At 41.9% G+C, this 22,156-nt stretch carries 19 protein-coding genes and 1 pseudogene; 8 read left to right on the forward strand and 12 right to left on the reverse strand.

The annotated features are described in order from the left end of the window. Window positions 1-42 precede the first annotated feature (42 nt). The 4 genes from E0H82_RS15125 to cysM are packed head-to-tail and all read right to left on the reverse strand — an operon-like array spanning window position 43 to window position 5,551. Complete coding sequence (locus E0H82_RS15125) at window positions 43-2,349, reverse strand: RelA/SpoT family protein (RefSeq protein WP_131265552.1); 2,307 nt, start codon at window positions 2,347-2,349, stop codon at window positions 43-45. A 29-nt stretch (window positions 2,350-2,378) separates the two neighbouring features. After that, window positions 2,379-3,770, reverse strand: a complete 1,392-nt coding sequence (rlmD, locus tag E0H82_RS15130; protein ID WP_131265553.1) for a 23S rRNA (uracil(1939)-C(5))-methyltransferase RlmD — start codon at window positions 3,768-3,770, stop codon at window positions 2,379-2,381. A gap of 6 nt (window positions 3,771-3,776) precedes the next feature. Further along, on the reverse strand, window positions 3,777-4,595 hold the full coding sequence (locus tag E0H82_RS15135; protein WP_131265554.1) for a 3'-5' exonuclease: 819 nt from the start codon (window positions 4,593-4,595) through the stop codon (window positions 3,777-3,779). Between the two features lie 26 nt (window positions 4,596-4,621). After that, complete coding sequence (cysM, locus tag E0H82_RS15140) at window positions 4,622-5,551, reverse strand: cysteine synthase CysM (protein WP_131265555.1); 930 nt, start codon at window positions 5,549-5,551, stop codon at window positions 4,622-4,624. A gap of 153 nt (window positions 5,552-5,704) precedes the next feature. Between cysM and E0H82_RS15145 the strand changes: the two genes are divergently transcribed. The 5 genes from E0H82_RS15145 to rsfS all read left to right on the forward strand — a co-directional run bounded on the left by E0H82_RS15145 (window position 5,705) and on the right by rsfS (window position 11,593). Continuing rightward, window positions 5,705-8,515 (forward strand): ATP-binding protein, encoded by a 2,811-nt coding sequence (locus tag E0H82_RS15145; RefSeq protein WP_131265556.1) that lies wholly within the window; start codon window positions 5,705-5,707, stop codon window positions 8,513-8,515. A gap of 92 nt (window positions 8,516-8,607) precedes the next feature. Beyond that, window positions 8,608-9,393, forward strand: a complete 786-nt coding sequence (locus tag E0H82_RS15150; protein ID WP_131265557.1) for a crotonase/enoyl-CoA hydratase family protein — start codon at window positions 8,608-8,610, stop codon at window positions 9,391-9,393. A gap of 40 nt (window positions 9,394-9,433) precedes the next feature. Beyond that, a complete protein-coding gene (locus E0H82_RS15155; RefSeq protein WP_131265558.1) occupies window positions 9,434-10,303 on the forward strand; it encodes an NAD(P)-dependent oxidoreductase in 870 nt (289 codons plus the stop codon). 18 nt (window positions 10,304-10,321) lie between these two features. Continuing rightward, window positions 10,322-11,116, forward strand: a complete 795-nt coding sequence (locus E0H82_RS15160) for a hydroxypyruvate isomerase family protein (RefSeq protein ID WP_131265559.1) — start codon at window positions 10,322-10,324, stop codon at window positions 11,114-11,116. A 75-nt stretch (window positions 11,117-11,191) separates the two neighbouring features. Continuing rightward, window positions 11,192-11,593, forward strand: a complete 402-nt coding sequence (gene rsfS / locus E0H82_RS15165) for a ribosome silencing factor (RefSeq protein WP_116761343.1) — start codon at window positions 11,192-11,194, stop codon at window positions 11,591-11,593. An 83-nt stretch (window positions 11,594-11,676) separates the two neighbouring features. Here the strand turns inward: rsfS and E0H82_RS15170 are convergent, their stop codons facing one another. The 5 genes from E0H82_RS15170 to E0H82_RS15190 form a co-directional block, all read right to left on the reverse strand. Further along, the gene (locus E0H82_RS15170) at window positions 11,677-12,285 is read right to left on the reverse strand and encodes a hypothetical protein (RefSeq protein WP_131265560.1); all 609 of its coding nucleotides are present in this window, start codon (window positions 12,283-12,285) and stop codon (window positions 11,677-11,679) included. Window positions 12,286-12,297: 12 nt separating this feature from the next. Then, complete coding sequence (locus tag E0H82_RS15175) at window positions 12,298-13,638, reverse strand: ammonium transporter (protein ID WP_131265561.1); 1,341 nt, start codon at window positions 13,636-13,638, stop codon at window positions 12,298-12,300. A gap of 246 nt (window positions 13,639-13,884) precedes the next feature. Continuing rightward, on the reverse strand, window positions 13,885-15,339 hold the full coding sequence (locus E0H82_RS15180) for an NAD(P)(+) transhydrogenase (Re/Si-specific) subunit beta (protein ID WP_131265562.1): 1,455 nt from the start codon (window positions 15,337-15,339) through the stop codon (window positions 13,885-13,887). Between the two features lie 3 nt (window positions 15,340-15,342). Then, complete coding sequence (locus E0H82_RS15185) at window positions 15,343-15,666, reverse strand: proton-translocating transhydrogenase family protein (RefSeq protein ID WP_116761332.1); 324 nt, start codon at window positions 15,664-15,666, stop codon at window positions 15,343-15,345. Window positions 15,667-15,677: 11 nt separating this feature from the next. Then, window positions 15,678-16,805, reverse strand: coding sequence for a Re/Si-specific NAD(P)(+) transhydrogenase subunit alpha (locus E0H82_RS15190; RefSeq protein ID WP_131265563.1), 1,128 nt, complete (start codon window positions 16,803-16,805; stop codon window positions 15,678-15,680). Window positions 16,806-17,735: 930 nt separating this feature from the next. Here E0H82_RS15190 and E0H82_RS15200 point away from each other — a divergent pair. Then, window positions 17,736-18,662, forward strand: a complete 927-nt coding sequence (locus tag E0H82_RS15200) for a DMT family transporter (protein WP_131265564.1) — start codon at window positions 17,736-17,738, stop codon at window positions 18,660-18,662. 64 nt (window positions 18,663-18,726) lie between these two features. Here the strand turns inward: E0H82_RS15200 and soxR are convergent, their stop codons facing one another. Then, window positions 18,727-19,221 carry a redox-sensitive transcriptional activator SoxR gene (gene soxR / locus E0H82_RS15205; RefSeq protein ID WP_319922785.1) on the reverse strand — a complete coding sequence of 165 codons (495 nt, stop codon included), beginning with the start codon at window positions 19,219-19,221 and terminating at the stop codon, window positions 18,727-18,729. A 67-nt stretch (window positions 19,222-19,288) separates the two neighbouring features. Here soxR and E0H82_RS15210 point away from each other — a divergent pair, with 67 nt between their 5' ends. Beyond that, window positions 19,289-19,711, forward strand: coding sequence for a RidA family protein (locus E0H82_RS15210; RefSeq protein WP_131265565.1), 423 nt, complete (start codon window positions 19,289-19,291; stop codon window positions 19,709-19,711). A 21-nt stretch (window positions 19,712-19,732) separates the two neighbouring features. After that, a complete protein-coding gene (locus E0H82_RS15215) occupies window positions 19,733-20,941 on the forward strand; it encodes an MFS transporter (RefSeq protein WP_131265566.1) in 1,209 nt (402 codons plus the stop codon). Between the two features lie 61 nt (window positions 20,942-21,002). Here the strand turns inward: E0H82_RS15215 and E0H82_RS15220 are convergent, their stop codons facing one another. Continuing rightward, the gene (locus tag E0H82_RS15220) at window positions 21,003-21,647 is read right to left on the reverse strand and encodes a HEPN domain-containing protein (protein WP_131265567.1); all 645 of its coding nucleotides are present in this window, start codon (window positions 21,645-21,647) and stop codon (window positions 21,003-21,005) included. A gap of 379 nt (window positions 21,648-22,026) precedes the next feature. After that, a pseudogene (locus tag E0H82_RS15225) lies at window positions 22,027-22,156 on the reverse strand (IS5/IS1182 family transposase); the annotation flags it as partial.

Genomic DNA, 22,156 nt, shown 5'->3' on the forward strand with positions numbered 1-22,156 from the left:
CGTATATAAAAAAGCCTGCTCTAGGCAGGCTTTTCAATTCGTTTAATTTCCTTGAATTAAACGACGTGCACTAATAATACCTGGTTGCTGCTCCAATCGGGCCAACAAACGCGATAATTGTGCCAAACCTTTCACTTCAATCAACAATTTCATATTGGCAATACCATCTGCTTCAGAAATGGTGTTTACCTGACGAATATTGATTTGGTCCGAGAAGATCACTTGAGTTAAATCTTTCAACAAACCACGGCGGTCATAGGCTTCCACCACAATCTGTACACTTTGACCACGTGTCGGTTGCATTTCCCAGTCAGCTTCGACAGCACGTTCAGGTTCTTGACCAATCATACGTACGTAGTCAGGACACGCTACCTTGTGAATACTAACCCCACGATTCAGTGTGATATACCCGCCAATCGACTCACCATGGACAGGTTGACAGCATTGTGCAACATGCAATTCCACATTATCTAAGCCATCGATCAAAATCCCATGCGCTGACAGCGTATGGCTGGCACGTGGATTCAGAGCCGGTTTAAGCACCAATTCAGGTTCATCCTGATCCAGATGCATATGACGATTCACCTGATTCATCAAGGCATGTAGGCTAATATCACCACTCACCAAGTTAATCAGGATGTCATCCCCTGTTTTCACATTAAAGTGATTACAGTAGTCACTTAAATCAATACTTTTAGGATGAATCGCCAAACGTGATAATTCTTTATTGAGAATATCTCGACCAATTTCCAGATTCTTACTGCGATCTTGCTGACGGAACCAATGACGTAATTTATCGCGGGCACGTGCTGTTCGGATATAACCTAAAGAATTCACCAACCAGTCACGATTCGGTTCCCGATCTTTTTTGGTTAAAATCTCAACTTGCTCACCTGTTTTCAAGGTGTAGGTCAGTGGCACATAACGTTGGTTCACACGTGCAGCATAGCACTTGTTGCCCACTTCGGTATGGACATGGTACGCAAAATCCAGCACCGTCGAACCGCGAGGCAACTCCTTAATATCCCCATCACGACTGAACACATAGATTTTTTCAAAGTCTTCAAACTCTTGAATCTGTTCAAAGTTTTCAGAATCTTCATCTTCTTTATGTGCACTGGCATCATTACGCTCTTGGAAGTGTTCTAACACGGCGCGCAATGAATGCAAACGATGATTGAAGGAACGATCGGTAGTTTTCGCGCCTTCTTTATAGTTAAAGTGCGAACACACGCCCAACTCAGCTTCTTCATGCATGTCGCGGGTACGGATTTGTACTTCTAGCGATTTGTTTTCAGCAATCACTGCCGTGTGTAAAGAACGATAGCCATTGGCTTTTGGATTGGTAATATAGTCATCAAATTGATGTGGAATATGACGCCAAATTTGATGCACGATCCCCAATGAGTGATAGCATTCAGGAACCGACTTCACCAATACCCGCACAGCGCGAATATCATAAAGTTGATCAAAGCTTAGGTTTTTACTTTTCATCTTCCGATAAATCGAATAGATGTGTTTCACCCGCCCATTAATTTCAGCTTCAATACCATGATCGGCTAACTCATTCTTGAGCTTATCAATCACAAACTGAATATAGTGTTCTCGTTCTAGACGCTTTTCATTCAGTAATGAGGCAATTTCTTTATAACGTTCTGGCGCCAAATAACGGAAAGCTAAATCTTCCAGTTCCCACTTTAACTGTGCAATTCCCAAGCGGTGTGCCAATGGAGAATAGATGGTCAGAATTTCTCGTGCGACACGTTCCTGACGCTCACGTGAGGATTTTGCCAATTCACGTAAGGCATAGGTACGTTCTGCCAGTTTAATCAGTACAACACGAACATCTTCAGTGACGGAAATCAGCATCTTATAGATGCCCGTCAAATGTTCACGCTGATCATTATTAAAATGGTCTTCTAAGCGTTTATTTTGTTCAATTAACTCAGAAAGTTTACCCATAGACAAGGTACCTTTCACTAAGCTAAATACCTGCTCACCAAAATGCTGACGTACAAAATCAATGCTCATGAGTCCTTCACGAACACTGCGGTACAACATTGCAGCAGATAAGGTATCTTCATCGACGTGTAAATGTGCCAAAATATCGGCCATTTCGATCCCTGTATAAAAGGTATTCGATCGATGATTAACAGTGGATTCCAACTCTTTTTGCAGAGTCTCTTTTGCAACTTCTTCGAGTTGTTTGAGCGCTGCCCCGTCTAAAATGCTGCGTACTCGATCTAACCATTCAGCTAAATCGTGTTGAGCTTGTTCGGCATGCTCTACAGTCGCTTCCTCAGACAACTCATTGAGTCGTCCAGGCAATTGCTCACGTACTGTGACCATACCCTTCTCCTACGAAATGATCATTCATATTATAAATCGTTTATCTCTTTTTCTTGCTCAAATAAGGCAATTGATTCGACATGTTCAGTATGCGTAAACATATCCATCACACCCGCCTTTTTTAATCGATAGCCATGTTGTGCCAAAACACCTGCATCCCTTGCCAATGTTGCTGGATTGCATGATACATAAACGATTTTTTTTGCATTAAATTTAGGAACATAATGCATTACCTCTTCCGCGCCTGAACGTGGAGGGTCTATCAATAATGCATCAAATCCTTGTTTTGCCCAAGAATGATGCGAAAAATCTTTTGTTAAATCTTGTGAAAAGAATTCAATATTGGTCATGGCATTGCGACGCGCATTGTCCTGACCTCGTTGTACCATTTCATCACTCCCTTCAACCGCAATCACCTGTCCTGTTGGTCCTACACAACGTGCGAGCGGTAAAGAAAAGTTGCCAAGTCCACAAAATAGATCTAAAACTCGATCACCTTGTTGCAGTTGAAGCAATTCACATGCCAGCTTGACCATTTGTGGATTTACAGTTGAGTTCACCTGAGTAAAATCCAGTGGACTAAAGCTAAAATTCACATCAAAGTCAGTTAAAGCATAATTTAAACGCATTTCAGCCTGTGCCTGATCCACACGCTGTAGGCTATCTGAACCTGCGGGCTGTAAATACAATTGCCATTGTTTCTGTAACGTAAACTGTTTTAATTGGTTGACATCATGGTCCGATAATTTTTCTGTATGGCGAATCAGTAAGGCAATATCCTGATCTCCCATGGCTAATTCTATATGCCCAATCGCGGCTTTGGCTGTTAGACTTTGGAGTAACTGTTTTAAACGCGTGATCGAACCAAAAGCCCGATCAAGCACTAGACAACGATCAATTGAAGTCAATTTATTACTTTGCTTTTCACGAAATCCCACAACAAGTTGATCACGCTGCGGGAAATAACGTACACCAATACGGGCTTTTCGACGGTAATCTTCTCGTAAAGAGCGAATGGGCGCCAACCACTGTTCTGGCTGTAAGCCTGCAAAATGCTGTAAATGTGATTTCAGTACATCCTGTTTAAAACGAATCTGCTCATCTTTCTCAATATGCTGCAAGCTACACCCACCGCAGACATGAAAATGCGGACAGGCTGGCTTCACTCTTAACGTTGATGGCGTGCCCAACACCTCCACGCAATCGGCTTCTTCTAAGCGTTTATTACTATGGGTAATTCTGGCATGTACCGTTTCACCGGGTAATGCCTGAGCAATAAAAACTTTCTTGCCGTGTTTTTCTACAGGGTGTGCGGCATCTGTACCATAATGGGCAATCCCTCGTCCCTCATGCGAAAGTGTCTCAACCTGAAAAGTATAAATCGGTTGCTGACTTGGACGGGTATGCTTACGATGCTTCATGAAAACCTAGTTTAAATGGTGAAAATCGGATGCTGTAAATTCTGTCTGTTGTGACGTTTCACGCCAAATTTTCAGAAAATCAGTATGTTGTGGGTGAATCTGTAGCAACTGAATGCTGGCCTGTATCCAAGCGCGATGCTCTTCCAGTTGCAACTGACCTTTTAATAACAACCAGCGTAAATAGATCAGCCATGTATTTAATACATCACCTTCACAATAGCCAGTTAAATCCTGCCATTGTTGTAACCGAACATATTCGGGTACATGATAACTTCCGTCACCACGCTTACCCGGAAAACCTAATAAATGAGCAGCATCATCCAATTTCTGGAAATGACGCAAATTAAACATGGCCATTACATCCATTAAATCAACATGACGATGATGGTAACGGTTCTGGTAGTTATTATACTTCTTCTGATGATCAATCTCACCCTGATCAAACAAACTAGATGCAGACAAACCATGATACATGGCACGGAACAAAATCACAGGAAGATCAAACTGCGAACCATTCCAACTGACCAAGGTTGGATTCTTCTTATCAAAAATAGATAAAAACTTCTTTAAAATTTCAGCTTCTGAATACTGTTCCCGACTAAATGAAAACAGCTTCATCGCACCTAATTCATCGACCCATAACCCCGAAATGCAGACAATTTCATGCAAGGGCAAGCGCTGAAAATCCATGCCAGACTCTTGACGACGCAACTTGATCAATGCTTGCTCTAAATCTGGCTCAGGTAAATCTAGACCGTAAAGATGCGCCCCAGACTTTAAGTCCGTCATGGTTTCAATATCAAAAACGAGAACAGGTAAACGCATCTTCAATCTCTATAATGGAGCTTAAATTATTCAGGATCTTGTACCGAAAACAGACCTGTAGATAAATAACGGTCGCCACGATCACAGATAATGCAGACAATGACTGCATCTGGGTTTTCTTCTGCAATACGTAAGGATGCCCAGACCGCACCACCTGATGATGTACCCGCACTGATGCCTTCTTTTTGTGCCAGTTTACGCATGGTTTTTTCCGCTTCAATTTGCGGAATATCCATAATACGATCAACCCGGCTACGATCAAAAATAGTCGGTAAATATTCTTGTGGCCAACGACGAATTCCCGCAATGCTCGAACCATCTTCTGGCTGTAAACCCACAATTTGAATCTCAGGATTTTGTTCTTTCAGGTATTTCGATACGCCCATAATGGTGCCTGTGGTGCCCATTGAGCTAACAAAATGGGTAATTTTCCCACCCGTTTGTTGCCAGATTTCTGGCCCCGTGCTCAGGTAATGTGCTTCCACATTGTCTGGATTACCAAATTGATTCAGTACAAAACCTTTACCTTCTGCCTGCATTTGCAACGCCAAATCACGCGCACCTTCCATTCCTTGCTGCTGAGTCACTTCAATTAACTCTGCACCATAGGCACGCATGGCATCTTTACGTTCTTGGCTCATGTTGTTAGGCATAATCAATTTCATATGATAGCCACGCATCGCCGCAACCATCGCAAGTGCAATACCTGTATTGCCACTGGTCGCTTCAATCAAGGTATCCCCCGGTCGAATTTGCCCACGCTTCTCTGCCTGCATAATCATGTTATAAGCTGGACGGTCTTTGACTGAACCCGCTGGGTTATTGCCTTCTAATTTTGCTAAAACCGTGGCTTGCGTGTGACTTGCTAGACGCTGTAAACGCACCAGCGGTGTTTTTCCTACATAGTGGTCTAACAAAAATTCATCGGCTTGAAAATCGGGGATTGTGTTACTCATTATGTGTACCTTGATCGAGGTGCGGGTATTGTATGAAAAAATAGGGGGTCCTGCACCCATTTCGCAGGGTTTTTCATGAAAGTGATTAAAGCGCGGTCAGTTTCAAATAAAGCATGCTAATATGCTGAGCATAGGGAATTTACTACATTTGCCATGCCGAATATCAATAAAAAGTTATTTAAACGCTTACACTTAAATCATGCGTATGGGCAACTGATTGCCATGATTTTTGTGCCCATTATGATTTTGGCTTGTGTAGGCACGGCATTGGTTTTATCTGAAACATCGAATGCAGCAAAAGCGCAACAGCGCCAAATGGCCATTGCGATTTTAACCCGTTACCAAAGCACCGCAGAATCAGCACTCGACTTACTCAATCGCTACCCTTGGCACTATGACCAAGCGCAAAATGCGATGCAATATATGTTCAATGAAAAACTGCTGAATCAAGCCACTATTATTGACCATACTGGTGCTGCGCGACTCAATATTGGTGGTGATGCACATTCAACTTGGCCCAAATACCCGAAAGACAAGAATTTTTTTGGACCAATTAAACTGAACGGCAATCATGTCTATGGTATGCAAATTAACGAATCTTCTAATCAAAAAGGTTGGCTCTTGATTGAACTGGACAATCAACCCTTACAAATTGCACGCTATCGTGTCCTGATTGTGTTGGTGGCAACAGGGCTTTTAACCTTATTACTCTTGCTGTTGTGTTTGAACTTCTATTCACGTCGTTGGATTGCACCCATGTATGAAATTCGGATGCAGTTACAACGTCTGAATGCCGACACACTCGATCAACACATGATCATTAACAGTACGGGCGAGCTTCGACTGTTACAACGCGATATTGCCAATGTAGTAAAACGCCTTCATTTCAGCTTTCTAGAGTTAAAAGAACATACCGAACAAACTGAAGATGACTTAAGACGTACGCTGGATACCCTAGAAGTACAAAACATTACTTACCGCCAAGCGCGTGACCAAGCGATTTCTTCCAATCAGGCAAAATCGGTATTTCTTGCCAATATCAGCCATGAATTAAGAACGCCTTTAAACAGTATTGATGGCTTTATTCATTTACTCCTTCGTCAGGGCAATTTAAGCAACGAGCAAAATTTATATTTACAGACCATTCGTAAATCTTCCGCCCATTTATTGGCATTGATTAATGATGTTTTAGATTTCTCTAAAATTGATGCGGGCAAACTAGAACTAGAAACCGCCCCGTTTGATCTGGAAGAAGCCATTTTTGATGTGATGGACATGTTATCGCCACTGGCGGCACAAAAACATATTGATATGGCGTTCTACTATGGCGATGACGTCCCTAAACAAGTCATTGGTGACACACTCCGCTTTAAGCAAATTCTGACCAATCTGATTTCCAATGCCATTAAATTTACCCCTGATGGTGAAATCATTGTTCGAGTACGCATGAAGCATGATGATATTGGACAATGCTTACTGCACTTTAGTGTCCAAGACAGCGGCATTGGCTTAAGTGGCACAGACCGTAAACGCTTATTTGAATCCTTCTCGCAAGGTGATGCTTCGGTCACGCGTCAATTTGGTGGCACTGGATTAGGGCTTGCCATTTCCAAACAGCTGGTGCATTTAATGCAGGGGCAAATTGGCTTCGAAGACAACCAAGAACGTGCACCCACCGAAAAAGGCTCGACCTTCTGGTTTACCGCCATGTTTGCTGTCGATGAAGAATATGAAATTGTTCATCCACAGTTCGAACACATGAAAGTGGTGTCTTATTTGGCGCATCCTGCGGCTGCACATGTACTGCGTCACTATCTCGAAAACTATCAAGTCGAGCATATTGAATCCGCATCCATTCTGGATTTATTTAGTCGCCTAAACCAAATTCAATCGCAGCAAGAAAATACGTGGTTGATTGTCGATCACAGCGGCGATACTCAAGCCATGCTGAAAGAAATTCGTAGTCGCTATACGGGTAGTCTTGCCGTTTATGGCTACCAAATGGCACTCGATCCGAATATGCTGAATGAATATCGTGCACGGCCACTGTATCAACCTCTGAGCCGTAATGCACTCATTCAACTGCTCAGCAATCAATCCATGTTCCAATCTGAGCAACATGAAAACTTTGATGGTCAAGGCTTACATATTTTAGCCGTCGATGACCATTTACCCAACTTGATTGTTCTGGAAGCCCTACTGGCTGAACTGAATGTAACCACCACCAAAGCGCAAAGCGGTCAGGAAGCCATTGATATTATTCAGTCTCGCCTAGAACAAAAACTGAAACCTTTTGACTTGGTGTTTATGGATATTCAAATGCCTGTTATGTCTGGTATTGATACCACACGAGCCATTCGCGCACTGGAATCTACCTTAGAAGAAGAAACGCACCTGCCCATCATTGCACTGACTGCACATGCTTTGGCCGATGAGAAACAAAAACTTTTAAAAGTCGGCATGGATGACTATGTGACCAAGCCAATTCAAATGGAACAAATCATTCAAATCTTGACGCACTGGACCAGTAAAAGCTTTGATAAAGCCGCTATTGTAGAAAAAAACATCGTCATTGAGTCACTTGATCCACAAATTCTGAACTGGCAACAAAGCTTGCAACTTGCAGCCAATAAAGAAGACTTGGCGATCGATCTTTTAAAAATGTTAGTCGATAGCTTCCATACAGAGCTAGATGAAATGCAGCAACTGATTGAGTTAGAAGACTTTCCTCAGCTTGAACATGTCTTACATCGCTTGTACGGCGCTACACGCTATGTGGGTACACCCAACTTACAAGAAGCATCTGGATTATTTGAGCAGTTCATATCGACCTTGCGTAAAGAAAAACGTCGTGCCGATGAACAGTTTATTCAAGAGGCGATACAACGCTTTGATGATCTCAAGCTCATCATGCAGCAAGTGAAACAAGCAGCACAGTCGATTTTAAATAAATATATGCAATAATTTTAGGAAAAAAAGATGTGACTGGGCTGTCATGCAAGTGCGTTAGGTGCATGTTATGCTCCGATGCAAAGCAAAATTAGAGTATCCCAAACATGGCTTTATTACGTGTAGAAAAACAGAACGGAATCGCAACAGTTAGTTTAAACCGCCCAGACAAGCGCAATGCCATGAGCTTTGCCTTACTCAACGAACTGGTCAAAGTCGCCAATCAACTAAAAAAAGATCGCAGCGTTCGTTGTGTCATTTTAACGGGTGAAGCTCATGTATTCAGTGCAGGCATTGATCTTGCTGATTTAAACAACCCAAAGAACCGCGTTTATGCCGCTTGGGAACTGGTCAAACCTGGACAAAGCCTATTCCAAAAAGCCTTCCTTATTTGGCAAGAGCTACCTGTACCCGTCATTGCAGCCTTAGAAGGTTTTTGTTTTGGCGCAGGCATGCAGTTAGCTTTGGCAGCAGATATTCGTATTGCCCATCCTGACACCCAAATGTCAATTATGGAAAGTCGTTGGGGACTTGTGCCAGATATGGGTTTAAGCCGCTCACTTAAAGGGGTAATTGGCTTAGATTTAGCCAAAGAGCTAACCCTGACCGCCCGTATTTTCGATGCCAACTATGCCAAAACCATTGGTTTAGTCACGCATTTATCTGAAACTCCCTTACAACAAGCACAAGCCCTTGCAGAAGAAATGCTGCAACGCTCCCCTGATGCCTTGGCAGCAGCCAAGCAAGTGCTGGATGCCATGGAACATCAACCACGTAAATCTTTACGTTTAGAAAAAATCTGGCAACTGAAACTTTTATTAGGCAAAAACAGTCAACTGGCACGTAAAAAAGACAAACAACCCGAAGTTCAATTTGTTCCGCGTCAGTTTTAATAAGGTTTAGACAACAAGATTAAGCTATAGAGAGATTCCAATGAGTTTTGATCGTAATACAAAAATTGCATTTCTAGGTATGGGACTCATGGGCAGCCGCATGGCCACTCGATTGCTTCAGGCTGGATTTGAGGTGGCTGTATGGAACAGAACTACCTCGGCCTGTGATGTGCTCATTGATTTAGGTGCAACTGCACTAAAACTAGAACATATTGCAGACTATTCCGTCATATTAACCTGTCTTTCTGACGATGATGCAGCGCAACAAGTCATTGAAAAAATTCGTCCCTTCTGGACTAAGAATCAAGTGATTGTGGATTTCTCAAGCTTATCTGTAGATACAACCAAATCGTTGGCGGCACTTGCACAACAAGATAACCTGCATTGGATTGACTCTCCTGTCTCAGGCGGGACAATTGGTGCAGAACAAGGCACATTGGTCATTTTTGCAGGGGGCAATGCCGAAATCATTCAAAGCTTAAGTCTCATTTATAATGTACTTTCGCAACGCGTTACACGCATGGGCGAAACAGGGACAGGGCAAGCCACTAAAATTTGCAACCAATTGATTGTCGTAGCGAATAGCACTTTAATTGCAGAAGCAGTTGCCTTAGCGCGCCAAGCAGGCGTCGATACTACCCTGCTTGCTCCAGCACTGGCAGGTGGATTTGCCGACTCAAAGCCGTTTCAAATTTTAACACCAAGGATGGCCAATCATCAGTTTGAACCTGTACAATGGAAAGTGCAGACTTTATCAAAAGATTTAAATAATGCTGTGCAGTTGGCTGAAAAATTCCAATTAGATATTCCAGTTGCAAAAAAAGCATTATCCCAATTGCAGGCACATCAGAATAAAGGCTATGCTGAATCAGATTTAGCCACTGTAATTCAACACGTTGAAACAGAATAATAATGCAGGAGCAAACTCATGACTAAACTCGCAGTGAATCTTTCCATGATCTTTACTGAAGTGCCACTCATAGAACGTTTTGCACTGGCTTATGCTCATGGCTTTAAATACATTGAAATTCAGTTCCCATATGAACTCAGTATTGCTGAAATTCAAAATCAACTGACCCAGCATGATTTACATTTATGCCTGATTAATGTGCCTGCTGGAGACCTCATGCAAGGCGGCAATGGTTTGGCAGGTATTCCTGGACGAGAGCAAGAATTTCACCAAGCACTCGAACTGGCAATTCAATATGCGGTTGCTTTAAAAGTGCCGAACGTTAATATTCTTGCGGGTAAACAACCCCTCGATTGCGACCTATTACCCTGCCTAAATACTTTAGCCAAGAACTTAAAGCTCGCTTGCTTTATGCTGGCAGAACATCATATTCAGCCGGTGTTTGAAATGATTAACGGTACAGATATGCCACGCTTCCTTATCCAGAATATTGCACAAGCTCAAGAGATTCTGGAAGCAGTTCAACATCCCGCACTAAAAATGCAATACGACTGCTACCACATGGCCATGATGGGCGAAAATGTACTAGAAGAATTGAAAGAAAATATTTTAGAAATTGGACATATTCAATTTGCAGATTGTCCTGGGCGACATGAACCCGACACCGCACAAATTCACTTTAAAGAAATTTTTGATTGGTTAAGCCACAGTGATTACGCGGGTTTTATTGCCGCCGAATATCGCCCACAGGCCCACTCGAACCATTCATTTGCATGGAAAAACAAGTACTTTGCAGAGCATCCACAAAGTTAAAAAACAGACAATTGAAATTTGGTGATAAAACCGCTATATTAGAGCATGAGTTATTGTCAGGAATTATGACCCTTTATGAATTTAGAACCATCGCCCAGCGCTTCTAATTCTCTCGATCTCGCAATGAATTCTCAAGCTCAAGATGTACAAGCTTGCTTAAAAGTTGTACATGAAGCTCTATTAGATGTAAAAGCAAAAGATATTATCGAACTTGATGTTAGTAGCATTAGCAATGTCGCAGATGCGATTGTGATTGCAAGTGGTACATCAACTCGTCATGTGAAAGCACTTGCCGACAATGTGGCTGAAGAAGCGCGTAAAGCTGGCTTCCGCCCAATCGGCGTTGAAGGTGAACGTGATGCAGAATGGATCCTTGTTGACCTTGGACTCATCGTGGTTCATGTCATGTTGCCGACTGCGCGTAAATTTTACGACCTAGAAAGTTTATGGCGTACAGCTCCAGAATCTGTAGCTTAAAAAAAATGACCAATTCGGTCTAAAAAAGCCAGTGAATCTAAAGATTAACTGGCTTTTTTGTTACCCCAATTTAAGTCAACTGCTTAAATCAGTTGATGCAAGTCAACATCCATAAATTGTTGTTTAATTTGCTCTTTTGCACGTGCAAAAACAAAGTCGGCTTTGGTCGGTCCATAAAACTCACAATATACTTCGTACATTGTAGTAATCACCTGTGAATAGCTAACGATTGGCAAATCACTAATAAAATCAGATTCATGTATTGCCACATGTTCTACCACAGCATAGCCCAGATCAGTCAATCTTACCTTCACATCCTGATCAAAGTCCGTAAAATCGGTCTGAGCTACAGCTTTCACGACACATCCGACAAATTGCATAAAAGCATCACTCAGTTGTGCCGAAACCAGTGCCTCTTGTTTTACCTGAGGTTTGACTTGAAGTAAAACCTGTTTTTCCACTTCAGCAATTTCAAACAAAACTTGGCGTAGCATATCTTTACGGTAAAAGCGCAGTTCGTCCGTATTACATACTTCACTTAAAAAACGGTTGAGCACAAAAGAAGGTTTATCTCCATATTCTTGCTCCCAATAGCTCAGAACTCGTTCCAAAGCGATTCCCTTCAAATATTGGCTTAAACCACGTTCAATCGCTGTTCTTTTTTGTCCCATGGTGAGTAATTCATTGGGCATGCTGAACACTCCTTAATGACGTTTAGTCATTCCATCGGTTTCAAAAGTTACATCACGCTGAAACTCTGGATAAGACAATTCCGCATGTTCAGTATAGTCAAGTCCGCGCTGCTCATGCTGCTTACTGACGCGTAAGCTACCCAATACTTTTTCAAGCACTTTAAATACCACAAAGGCCATCCCAAAGCCCCAAACAAAACCCGTAATCACGCCTAAAAATTGAATTGAAATAATTTGCGAATTAAACGGGCTCGCTTCATAAAACAATCCGGCTGCTATGGTTCCCCATGCTCCACAAAAACCATGTACTGTCACGGCATCCACAACATCATCTAACTTCAACTTTTCAATCAAAACTGGCATAACACTCACCACCAAGCCTGCTGTTAACCCCGTCACGATTGCGAACAGTGGTGTCATGGTTGCACAGCCTGCAGTAATCGCAACCAAGCCTCCCAAAGATGCATTAATGGTGGTACGAATCAGAATCGCTTTTCCACGCAGCAATGCATAGAACATATAAGCAACGGCGGCGGCACAAGCGGCCAAGTGCGTATTCAAGGCAATCCGCCCAATGCTCACAGTCGCATTTACAGTCGAAGCTGCATTAAAACCAAACCATGCTAGCCATAAAATAAAACCACCCAATGCCACCAACGGTACATTATGTCCCGCCAAATAATGCGACTGTCCATTACGACCGAAGCGTCCTAATCGTGGACCTAATACCACAATACCGGCCAACGCCACCCAGCCCCCAATGGAATGCACAACGGTTGAACCCGCAAAATCGATAAAACCCAATGACTTTAACCAGCCCTCACCTTCAAATAAACTCCCCCATGCCCAACTTCCAAACACAGGATAAATCAGTCCACTTACAAATGCTGCACTCACTATATAGGCGACAAAATGAATGCGTTCCGCCATAGCACCGCTGGCAATCGTAGTCGCAGTTGCTGCGAACATCATTTGAAAGAACAATAAGTTCCAATGCCAATCATCCAAATGGTTGGGGGCAAAATGACTTGCACCAAACCATCCCGTTGTATTCACACCAAACATCAAGCCAAAACCAATTAACCAAAAGATCAAGCCCCCCAAACACGCGTCCATGTAGTTTTTCATCAGAACATTAACTGTGTTTTTTCCACGTACAGAGCCACTTTCAACCAAAGCAAAACCAGCTTGCATAAAAAATACCAAAATTCCCCCCATGACCACCCAAACACTGTCGAGTGAGAGTCGAATTTCTTGGATATTTTGTGCTTGTGTAGTTACAGCATCAGCAGCAAAGCCTGTTGTTGTAAAACCCCATAAACTAAGTAAAAGTAAATAAATTATTTTTTTCATGAACATTCCCCCGAAGTCTGTTCACAAAATGCAAAATCAGTGCCAAGCAAAACACATATTCTTTATGAAGTGCTGAATAAAACTATCCGTGCAAACCACACTTTTACCTCATTCAACGCTGTATCTGCTTTGTTCTATATTTTGACTGCTGTTGATTCCCTTTAAACCAGACATAAAAAACCACTCCGAAGAGTGGTTTTAAATCTCCTCCAGTCTCTCTTTATAAAAGAGACTGGAGACTTTCATTTAGTGTCCGCCACCATTAATGGCTTTGGTCATATCTTCCACAACTTTTTTCGCATCACCGAAGACCATCATGGTTTTTTCATTGTAGAACAAATCGTTGTCTAAGCCTGCATAACCCGTTGCCATAGAGCGTTTGATCACCATAATAGTGCGTGCTTTATGTGCTTCCAAAATTGGCATACCATAGATTGGAGAAGTTGGATCATCTTTCGCAGCAGGGTTCACGACGTCGTTCGCACCAATGACCAATACCACGTCCGTTGCTGGGAAGTCAGAGTTAATCTCATCCATCTCCAAGATGTCTTCATACGCAACATCCGCTTCAGCAAGTAATACGTTCATGTGACCTGGCATACGACCTGCAACTGGGTGAATCGCAAAACGAACTTTTACACCCTGCTCTTTCAAGATTTCACATAACTCTTTCACCGCATTCTGTGCACGACCTTGCGCCATGCCATAACCCGGTACAATCACAACGCTGTCTGCATTTGACATCAGGAAGCCTGCATCATCTGCTGAACCAGAACGATGATTACGTTGAACTTGTTCACCTTTATCTGCCGATGCAACCACTGCACCGCCCATGGCACCACCAAACAATACGTTGATGATTGAACGGTTCATAGCTTTACACATGATGTAAGACAGAATCGCACCAGAAGAACCCACCAATGAACCCGCAACGATCAACATATTGTTTTCAAGTGTGAAACCAATACCTGCTGCTGCCCAACCAGAGAAAGAGTTCAAAAGTGAGACCACAACTGGCATATCACCGCCACCAACTGGTGCAATCCACACCCAGCCAAATGCAAGTGCAAGTGCCGTCATTGCCCAGAATGCAGTCATGTTGCCAGTCGTGAAGAAGTACACTCCACACGCCAACATTGCAAGGAAAATCAACGCTTGTACAGGTTTAACCCATGCACCTGAAATGGTTTTTGCCCATTTCTTTGCAGCCAATTTACCATAAGCAAATACAGATGCAGTAAAGGTGATTGCACCCACAAAACAACCCACGAACAATTCAAATAAATGAACCTTGCTCATGTGGGCATGTTGCACACCCGCAGCAGTTAAAGCAGCTTCATTTTGTGCAAATAAAGCGGTGAGTTGGTTGTTATGCAGGATTGCAGCAATTGCAATCAATACCGCAGCCAAGCCCACCAATGAGTGCATCAATGCCACTGTTTCAGGCATTTGAGTCATTGGAACAGTACGTGCACGAGCAATACCTACGACTGCACCGAGCACCATCGCACCGCCAATCATCCAAATCACAGGATGATCTGCCACAAAGAAAGTGGTCACGACAGCAATCGCCATTGCGATCATGCCATAACGGTTACCTTGAATCGCGGTCTTTGGACCAGACAAACCACGTAAAGTTAAGATAAAGAGGACAGCACCAATTAGGTAGAACCAATCCGCATAGTCTCGAATGAATTCCATATATTAGCCCTCTTTTTTCTTTTGCTTTGGCTTAAACATTTCAAGCATACGTGCGGTTACTGCGAAGCCACCGAAAATATTGATACTTGCTAAGAACACGGCAACTGCACCCAAGATGCTCACCACATTCACACTTTGGAATGCAACATTCGCATCCACACCAATTGCAGGAATCCCTACAGTTTGAATCATTGCACCCACCACAATAATGGACGACAACGCATTGGTTACTGCCATAAGTGGTGTATGTAATGCTGGCGTAACGCCCCACACCACGTAATAACCGACGAAGATGGCAAGGACAAAAATAGTAATTGTTTCAACCATGAGAAATCTCCTTACGCACGCTTCAACAGCACTTGGCTGCCATGAGTGACCAATAGGGCTTTTTGAATTTCATCTTCTTGATTTAAGACAAAGTTTTTATCTTTATCAAACAATGTTTCGACAAAATTGAAAACGTTACGTGCATAAAGTGCTGAAGCTTCAGTCGAAACTGTAGATGGAATATTGGGAACACCCAAAATTTTCACACCATTTTCAGTCATCACTGTTTCGCCTTCTTTGGAACCTTCAACGTTACCGCCAGTTTCAACTGCCATATCTAAAATGACCGAACCAGGTTTCATTTTAGCTACAGTTTCAGCACGGATAAGACGAGGTGCATCACGACCTGGCAATAATGCAGTGGTAATCACGATATCTGCATTCGATACCGCCTTATCCACAATCGCAGCTTGATCTTTAATGTACTGTTCACCTGGCATCCAGCCATAACCATTCTTGGCAGCGTCGGCAGCTTTTTGCTTTTCTTCATCAGACATCGGGACGTCTAACCACTTGCCACCCAAAGATTCTACTTGGTCTTTTGCAGTTGGACGTAAATCTGTTGCTTCCACAATAGCACCTAAGCGTTTTGCAGTCGCAATGGCCTGTAAACCAGCAACACCCACACCCATAATCACGATACGAGCTGGTTTAACGGTACCTGCAGCAGTCATTAACATTGGGAACATACGTTGATATTCTGCCGCTGCCAAAAGCACAGATTTATAACCTGCAAGGTTGGCTTGAGAAGACAATACGTCCATGTTTTGTGCACGAGATAAAGTACGAGGCAATAATTCCAATGCAAATGCAGACACGTTTTGTGATGCAAATTGATCTAATTCGGTATTGCGGTAAGGGTCAAACATTGCCACAACAGTGGTGTTTGGCTCTAACTTTTGAATTTCCGCACCCTTAGGAGCACGAACTTTCAAAATCATCTGACTGCCCACGTAGGCATCATCTGTAATTTTAGCACCGACTTGTTCATAAGCACTGTCAATATAAGCAGCCTTTACACCAGCGCCACGTTGTATGACCACACTATGACCAGCGTTGATCAATTTCTTTACTGTCTCTGGCGTAGCAGCTACACGATTTTCACCGACGACAGTTTCGGTAGGGATTCCGATCTGCATGAGCGTTCCTCAAGCTAATTTTCTCTATCTAGTAAACACCGTTAGAAACGATGTTCCCTCTGGATGTGTTCTTGTTGAATTTTGGATTCTAATTGAACTTTTTTAAATTACCACCCAATATTTATTTAATAAATACCCTCATTTTGAACTGATGATTCATAAAAATAATTGTTCGATATATCATTCACCGGTTTTGCCTAGAACATTGCGGTGTTGAATCGCCATTCAATTGGCGAGTGTTTTACTTTATGAGTCAAAATCTCGTTGCTTTTTTTAAAACCACATTGATTTAATTAAACGGCGTGGCTTTTCTGACAAAATTCCCCTTGAATCCCGCGTGAAGAAAATAGTCCTGAGGCTATACAAAGTTCAGGCATTTTTTAGTTTTTAGCTGCGAAGTTGACCAAGATGACCATTTCTTTAGTCTTCCATTCTTCCAAATGCGATGAATTCGATTCGAAAATTCTTCCAGAAATATCTCAACTCAAAATTCAACTCAATCTCGCTTTATCTAAATCAACAACTATTTTCAGCATAGTCATGAAATATGACCAAAGTCTGATAATGCAGAAAATCTAATTAAAAAAAACTTTTCAAATCATTTAATCTGATGATGCAATATGTTTCATTCGACATATTTTGCACTATTTTAGGTCATTTATTATTCACATCGCGTGACAGTCATCTTTCAGTCTAGTCATCATTGCAATGAATCTGTAGAAAATCCTCGCCAAATAAACAAATACTTAAATATTTTTTAAAGACTTAAATAAAATCTTCCTGCATTCATATAACTTTATCGTATGTATTTTTATTTATTTCATTCCAAGAAGTATAATAATTGATCATTTTTTTGCATTTTTCTCTTTCTGACCAAAAGCCTATACTGCATATCGGTCGCAATCCTATCTTTTAAAAAGTTATATTTTTATGAATCTCTCTTTATCTCGCAGCCAACTCGGCAGTTTGTTTGCAATTGGCGCGGCTTTTTTGTTTAGCAGCAAAGCGATTTTTATCAAACAAGCTTATGCCCTATCACCTTTGGTGGATGCCACGCTCTTGATGGCGATTCGTATGGCCTGTGCCTTACCGTTCTTTTTACTGATCTGTTGGTTCAATCGGGAAAAGAGCAAAGGTTTACAAGCAAAAGATTGGGGACTACTCATGATTGCAGGCCTGATGGGTTACTACTTTGCCAGTTGGTTGGACTTTTTAGGCTTAATGTATATTAGTGCGTCTTTAGAACGCATCATCTTATTCCTCTACCCCACTTTAACCGTATTGGCATCTTGTGCGCTGTATCGGCAAAAACTTGCAGTCAAAAGTATGCTCGCCATTGTGCTTAGTTACGGTGGTACCGTTTTGGTGATGCTTCAGGAACAACAACATGCGCCTGTTCAAGAACATTTCTGGCTCGGAGCCAGTCTGGTTTTTGCCAGTGCGATCGCCTTCGCGGCTTATCTATTGCTAACGCCCACGTTGATTCAAAAATTTGGATCATGGAATTTTACTGGGCTGGCTTTAACAACCGCTTGCCTTGGCACACTGGTGCAATTTTTCTGGGTCACTCCCCATCCTATTGTATTGGTGCAACAACTGCCTGTTGGCGTACTGTGGTATGGTTTAGCACTGGGCTTCTTTGTCACAGTTGTTCCGACTGTACTCCTGATGCAAAGTATTGCACGGCTTGGGGCGGCTCAATCTGCCATGATTGCATCGGTTGGTCCCATCCTGACCATTTTATTGGCAGTCGCCTTTTTAAATGAACATTTGAATTTTTGGCAATGGATCGGGTGTTTACTCAATATTGTCGGAATTATGATGATTACCTTATCCAAGAAAAAGCTTGCTAACTAATTCTAGCTAGCACCAACAATTTTTAAAGGTTTTCACTGAAAATCTTTATTCTTTGCAGAATGAGTCATTCAGTGTTTTCATGATTCATCTTCAATAATAGCTCATGAAAATGTGCCCCCGCGGAAGTTTCAGCCAATACATCATTGGGATTACGCAGTGGGCATTGCTCTAAGGATAAGCAACCACACCCAATACACCAATCCAGTTGTTGTCGCAGTTGTAATAAATGCACAATCTGCTGATCTAACTGGGTTTGCCATTGCTGCGACATCCGTTGCCAATCTTGCTTGGTGGCATTTCCCTGTTTCGGTAATACAGAAAAGGCAACCTTGACTTGTTGTAATGAAATTCCAACTTGCTGTGCGGCTTTAATAATGGCAATGCGCCTTAACATGGAACGCTGATAACGGCGCTGATTGCCCGAAGTTCGTGCACTCCAAATCAGTTCTTTTTCTTCATAAAAGCGCACAGCAGCAACACTGACATCACTGCGCTTTGCCAAATCACCAATACTCAACCACTGCTGTTCTGATGACATTATTTGCTGATTTTCTTCCATAAAAGCTTGACCTCAAGTTAACTTGAGCTTTGATACTAACAAAAAATCAATCACAGGCAGAATTTTTATGCAACACGGCGCATCTCATGTTCCATTTGAGTTGATGAATCCAAAAACACTTTATAATCCGCGCCCTTTTGCCTATAGTCACATGGCTGAAGTTAGACACTTTTCACGTATACTTCACATTTCAGGACAAGGTGGTGAAAACCAACGAGGACATTTATCTCAAGATTTTGCAGAGCAATTGTGCCAAGCCATGACCAATTTAGAGCATGCACTTGTACATGCCGATGCTTCATTTTTAGATATTGCTGTTTTAAGAATTCTAGTGGTTGACCATAGCCCCAAGAAACATCAGTTTTTAATTCAGGAAATACAAAAGCGCTGGAAACAACATGACTTTCCTGCCTGCACGCTGATTCCTGTTCCGTGTCTTGCCATACCAGGAATGCTGATTGAAATTGAAGCAACCGCTTATTGCAATTAACCGAACAAGCCAAGGAACTTTATGAATTCTCCACGTGATATTAGCCAAGACAAACCGCTGCTGTGGCTCATGGCGGTTGCTTGTGGTCTTTGTGCTGGTGCAAACTATTATTGCCAACCTCTTATTCATTCAATTCAACAATATTTTAATGTGCCTGAGTCACAAGTGGCCTTAACGGTTACTTTTGCCCAAGTGTCTTATGCACTGGGTTTATTGCTGATTGTTCCAATTGGCGACATGGTCAATAAAACCAAATTTATTCCGCTGCTCATGTTTTTTGCAGCAATTGGCTTATTTATTTGTAGTTTTGCGGTCAACCTGCCGATGCTTTGGTTAGGCACCAGTATCGTCGGACTATTTTCCGTCGCAGCCCAAGTACTGATTCCATTAGCAACTATGGCGGCAAAACCTGAAAAAACAGGTGAAGTGATTGGTTTCCTTATGAGTGGTTTATTGGTCGGCTTATTACTTTCGACCAGTTTGGCTGGACTCGTGTCCAACCTTTTTCACTGGAAACTGATTTATGCGCTAAGCGGTGTCTTTACTCTCATCTTGGCTTTTTTACTGAAATCACGTTTACCTTATGTGATGTCGTTTAAAATGAGCTATCCCCAAGTCTTTAAGTCCATGGGGCTATTATTGCAGCAAGAGCGTCGCCTCATGTTACGTTCTTTAATTGGTGGCTTTGTCTTTGCTGCCATGAGCATTTTATTTTCAACCATCGCACTGTTGCTCACGTCTAAAACCTATCAATTGCCCGATGTACTGGTCGGAGTCATTCCACTGATTGGCGTGTTCGGTGCATTGTCGACACAATATGTTGGAAAATTAGCGGATCAGGGTTATACCACTGTGCTGACTTGGTCTGGTTGTACCATTATGGCCGTCAGTTGGTACTTCCTGTATGTAGGTGGACATAGCCTCATCAGTTATATTTTAGGCTATGGCTTAATTAATTTAGGCTTGGCGGTGGTGCATAGTAGCAATCAGAATATTATTTTCCGCATTCGTCCAGATGCCAAATCTCGCATTAACTCCATTTATATGACCATGTATTTTATTGGTGGAGCCTGTGGTTCAGCATTAGGCGTTTATGCTGGGCATCATGGAGGATGGAGTATGAGTTGTCTGGTGGGCATTTTGTTGGTTGTGGCTGCGATTGTCTTCGCTTTAATCGATTTACTTAGCTATAACAAACCCTTAAATCCACGTGAAACTTTTCAGCCTTAAGCAAGTTTGCATGAGCCGAGCACATCTTTACAATCGCGCCGACTCATGCAATCTAAACCCGTTAAGATACCTGCATGACCGGATAGAATGGTTTTTCCGTATCTAGTCGCTCGGCATTTTCCAGCAGAATAAACATAAAAATTGGAATAAGCATCGATAGAATATTACAACCATCGGCAACATAACGTCGATTTACCACACTATTATAACTAACCCCACCCTGCAAAATTTGATTCCGCAAGGTATTTAGGCGAGCAAACAGAAAGGTTAAAATATCTGCAGTTTTTCTACTCTGTAAAGCTTGATGTACCACGCGTTGTTCAGCTTCAAATTCTGTTTTCCAAGAAGCTTGACTGATTTTATGGTTATGATAATCCCAAAACCCCTGATAAATATAAGGATTATCCAAAATCAAATGAATACTTTGTTTACCTTTATGCTCAAGTACATATTCAACCTTGTGTTCATAATCTAATTGACTCAGTGCGGTTAAAAATTGCTTCACACCTTGTTGTGGTTGTATAACTGTGCCTTCTCGAGCATAAATAGCATTAAACGAAATCCACAAACTGATAAATTTTAAATCTAAATCTTCATCAAGTAGTATTGATTTTTTAAACCAACTTATCCCTCGATGCAGTCGTAAATTAAAGGCTTCGGAATGCTCTGCTTTTTTATTTTTAAATACTTCTTCTAAAAGCAACATATGATCTTCCTATACTTTATTCTTCTACTTACTCAACATACTGAATAATTACGCTACATTCAATGCAATCCCACTCCGAAAATAGCGATTGATAGATCAAGAAAAATGCACGTTCACTCTACTCACTCAATGTGAGTGTACTATCAAAAATAGATGCATTCTGTTTTCATCTGTTTTATTCGCCTTCGATATCATTTATAAAAAGATCGAACAAAGCATCTCAAGTCACTATTCAAAAGAATGTTAATCAAACCGTTTATATTTCCATTCTTTTCTACACCTCTATACAGCACTAATTGAAATTACATCAATCAGGATGGATTGATGCCATTTAAATTAGAATAAAAATATCATGGAAACATTAGATCTCTTTCATAACTCATTTTTCATTCAATTCTAAGTTGTAAATTCCAGCAATTAAATTGAATCTTAAACCGAGCCTTTTCCCTCTATTTCGATAGCGCTCTGAAAGTATTTTGAAGGTCTTGAGTACACCAAATACATGTTCA

Source organism: Acinetobacter sp. ANC 4910 (assembly GCF_004331035.1).
Classification (GTDB): domain Bacteria; phylum Pseudomonadota; class Gammaproteobacteria; order Pseudomonadales; family Moraxellaceae; genus Acinetobacter.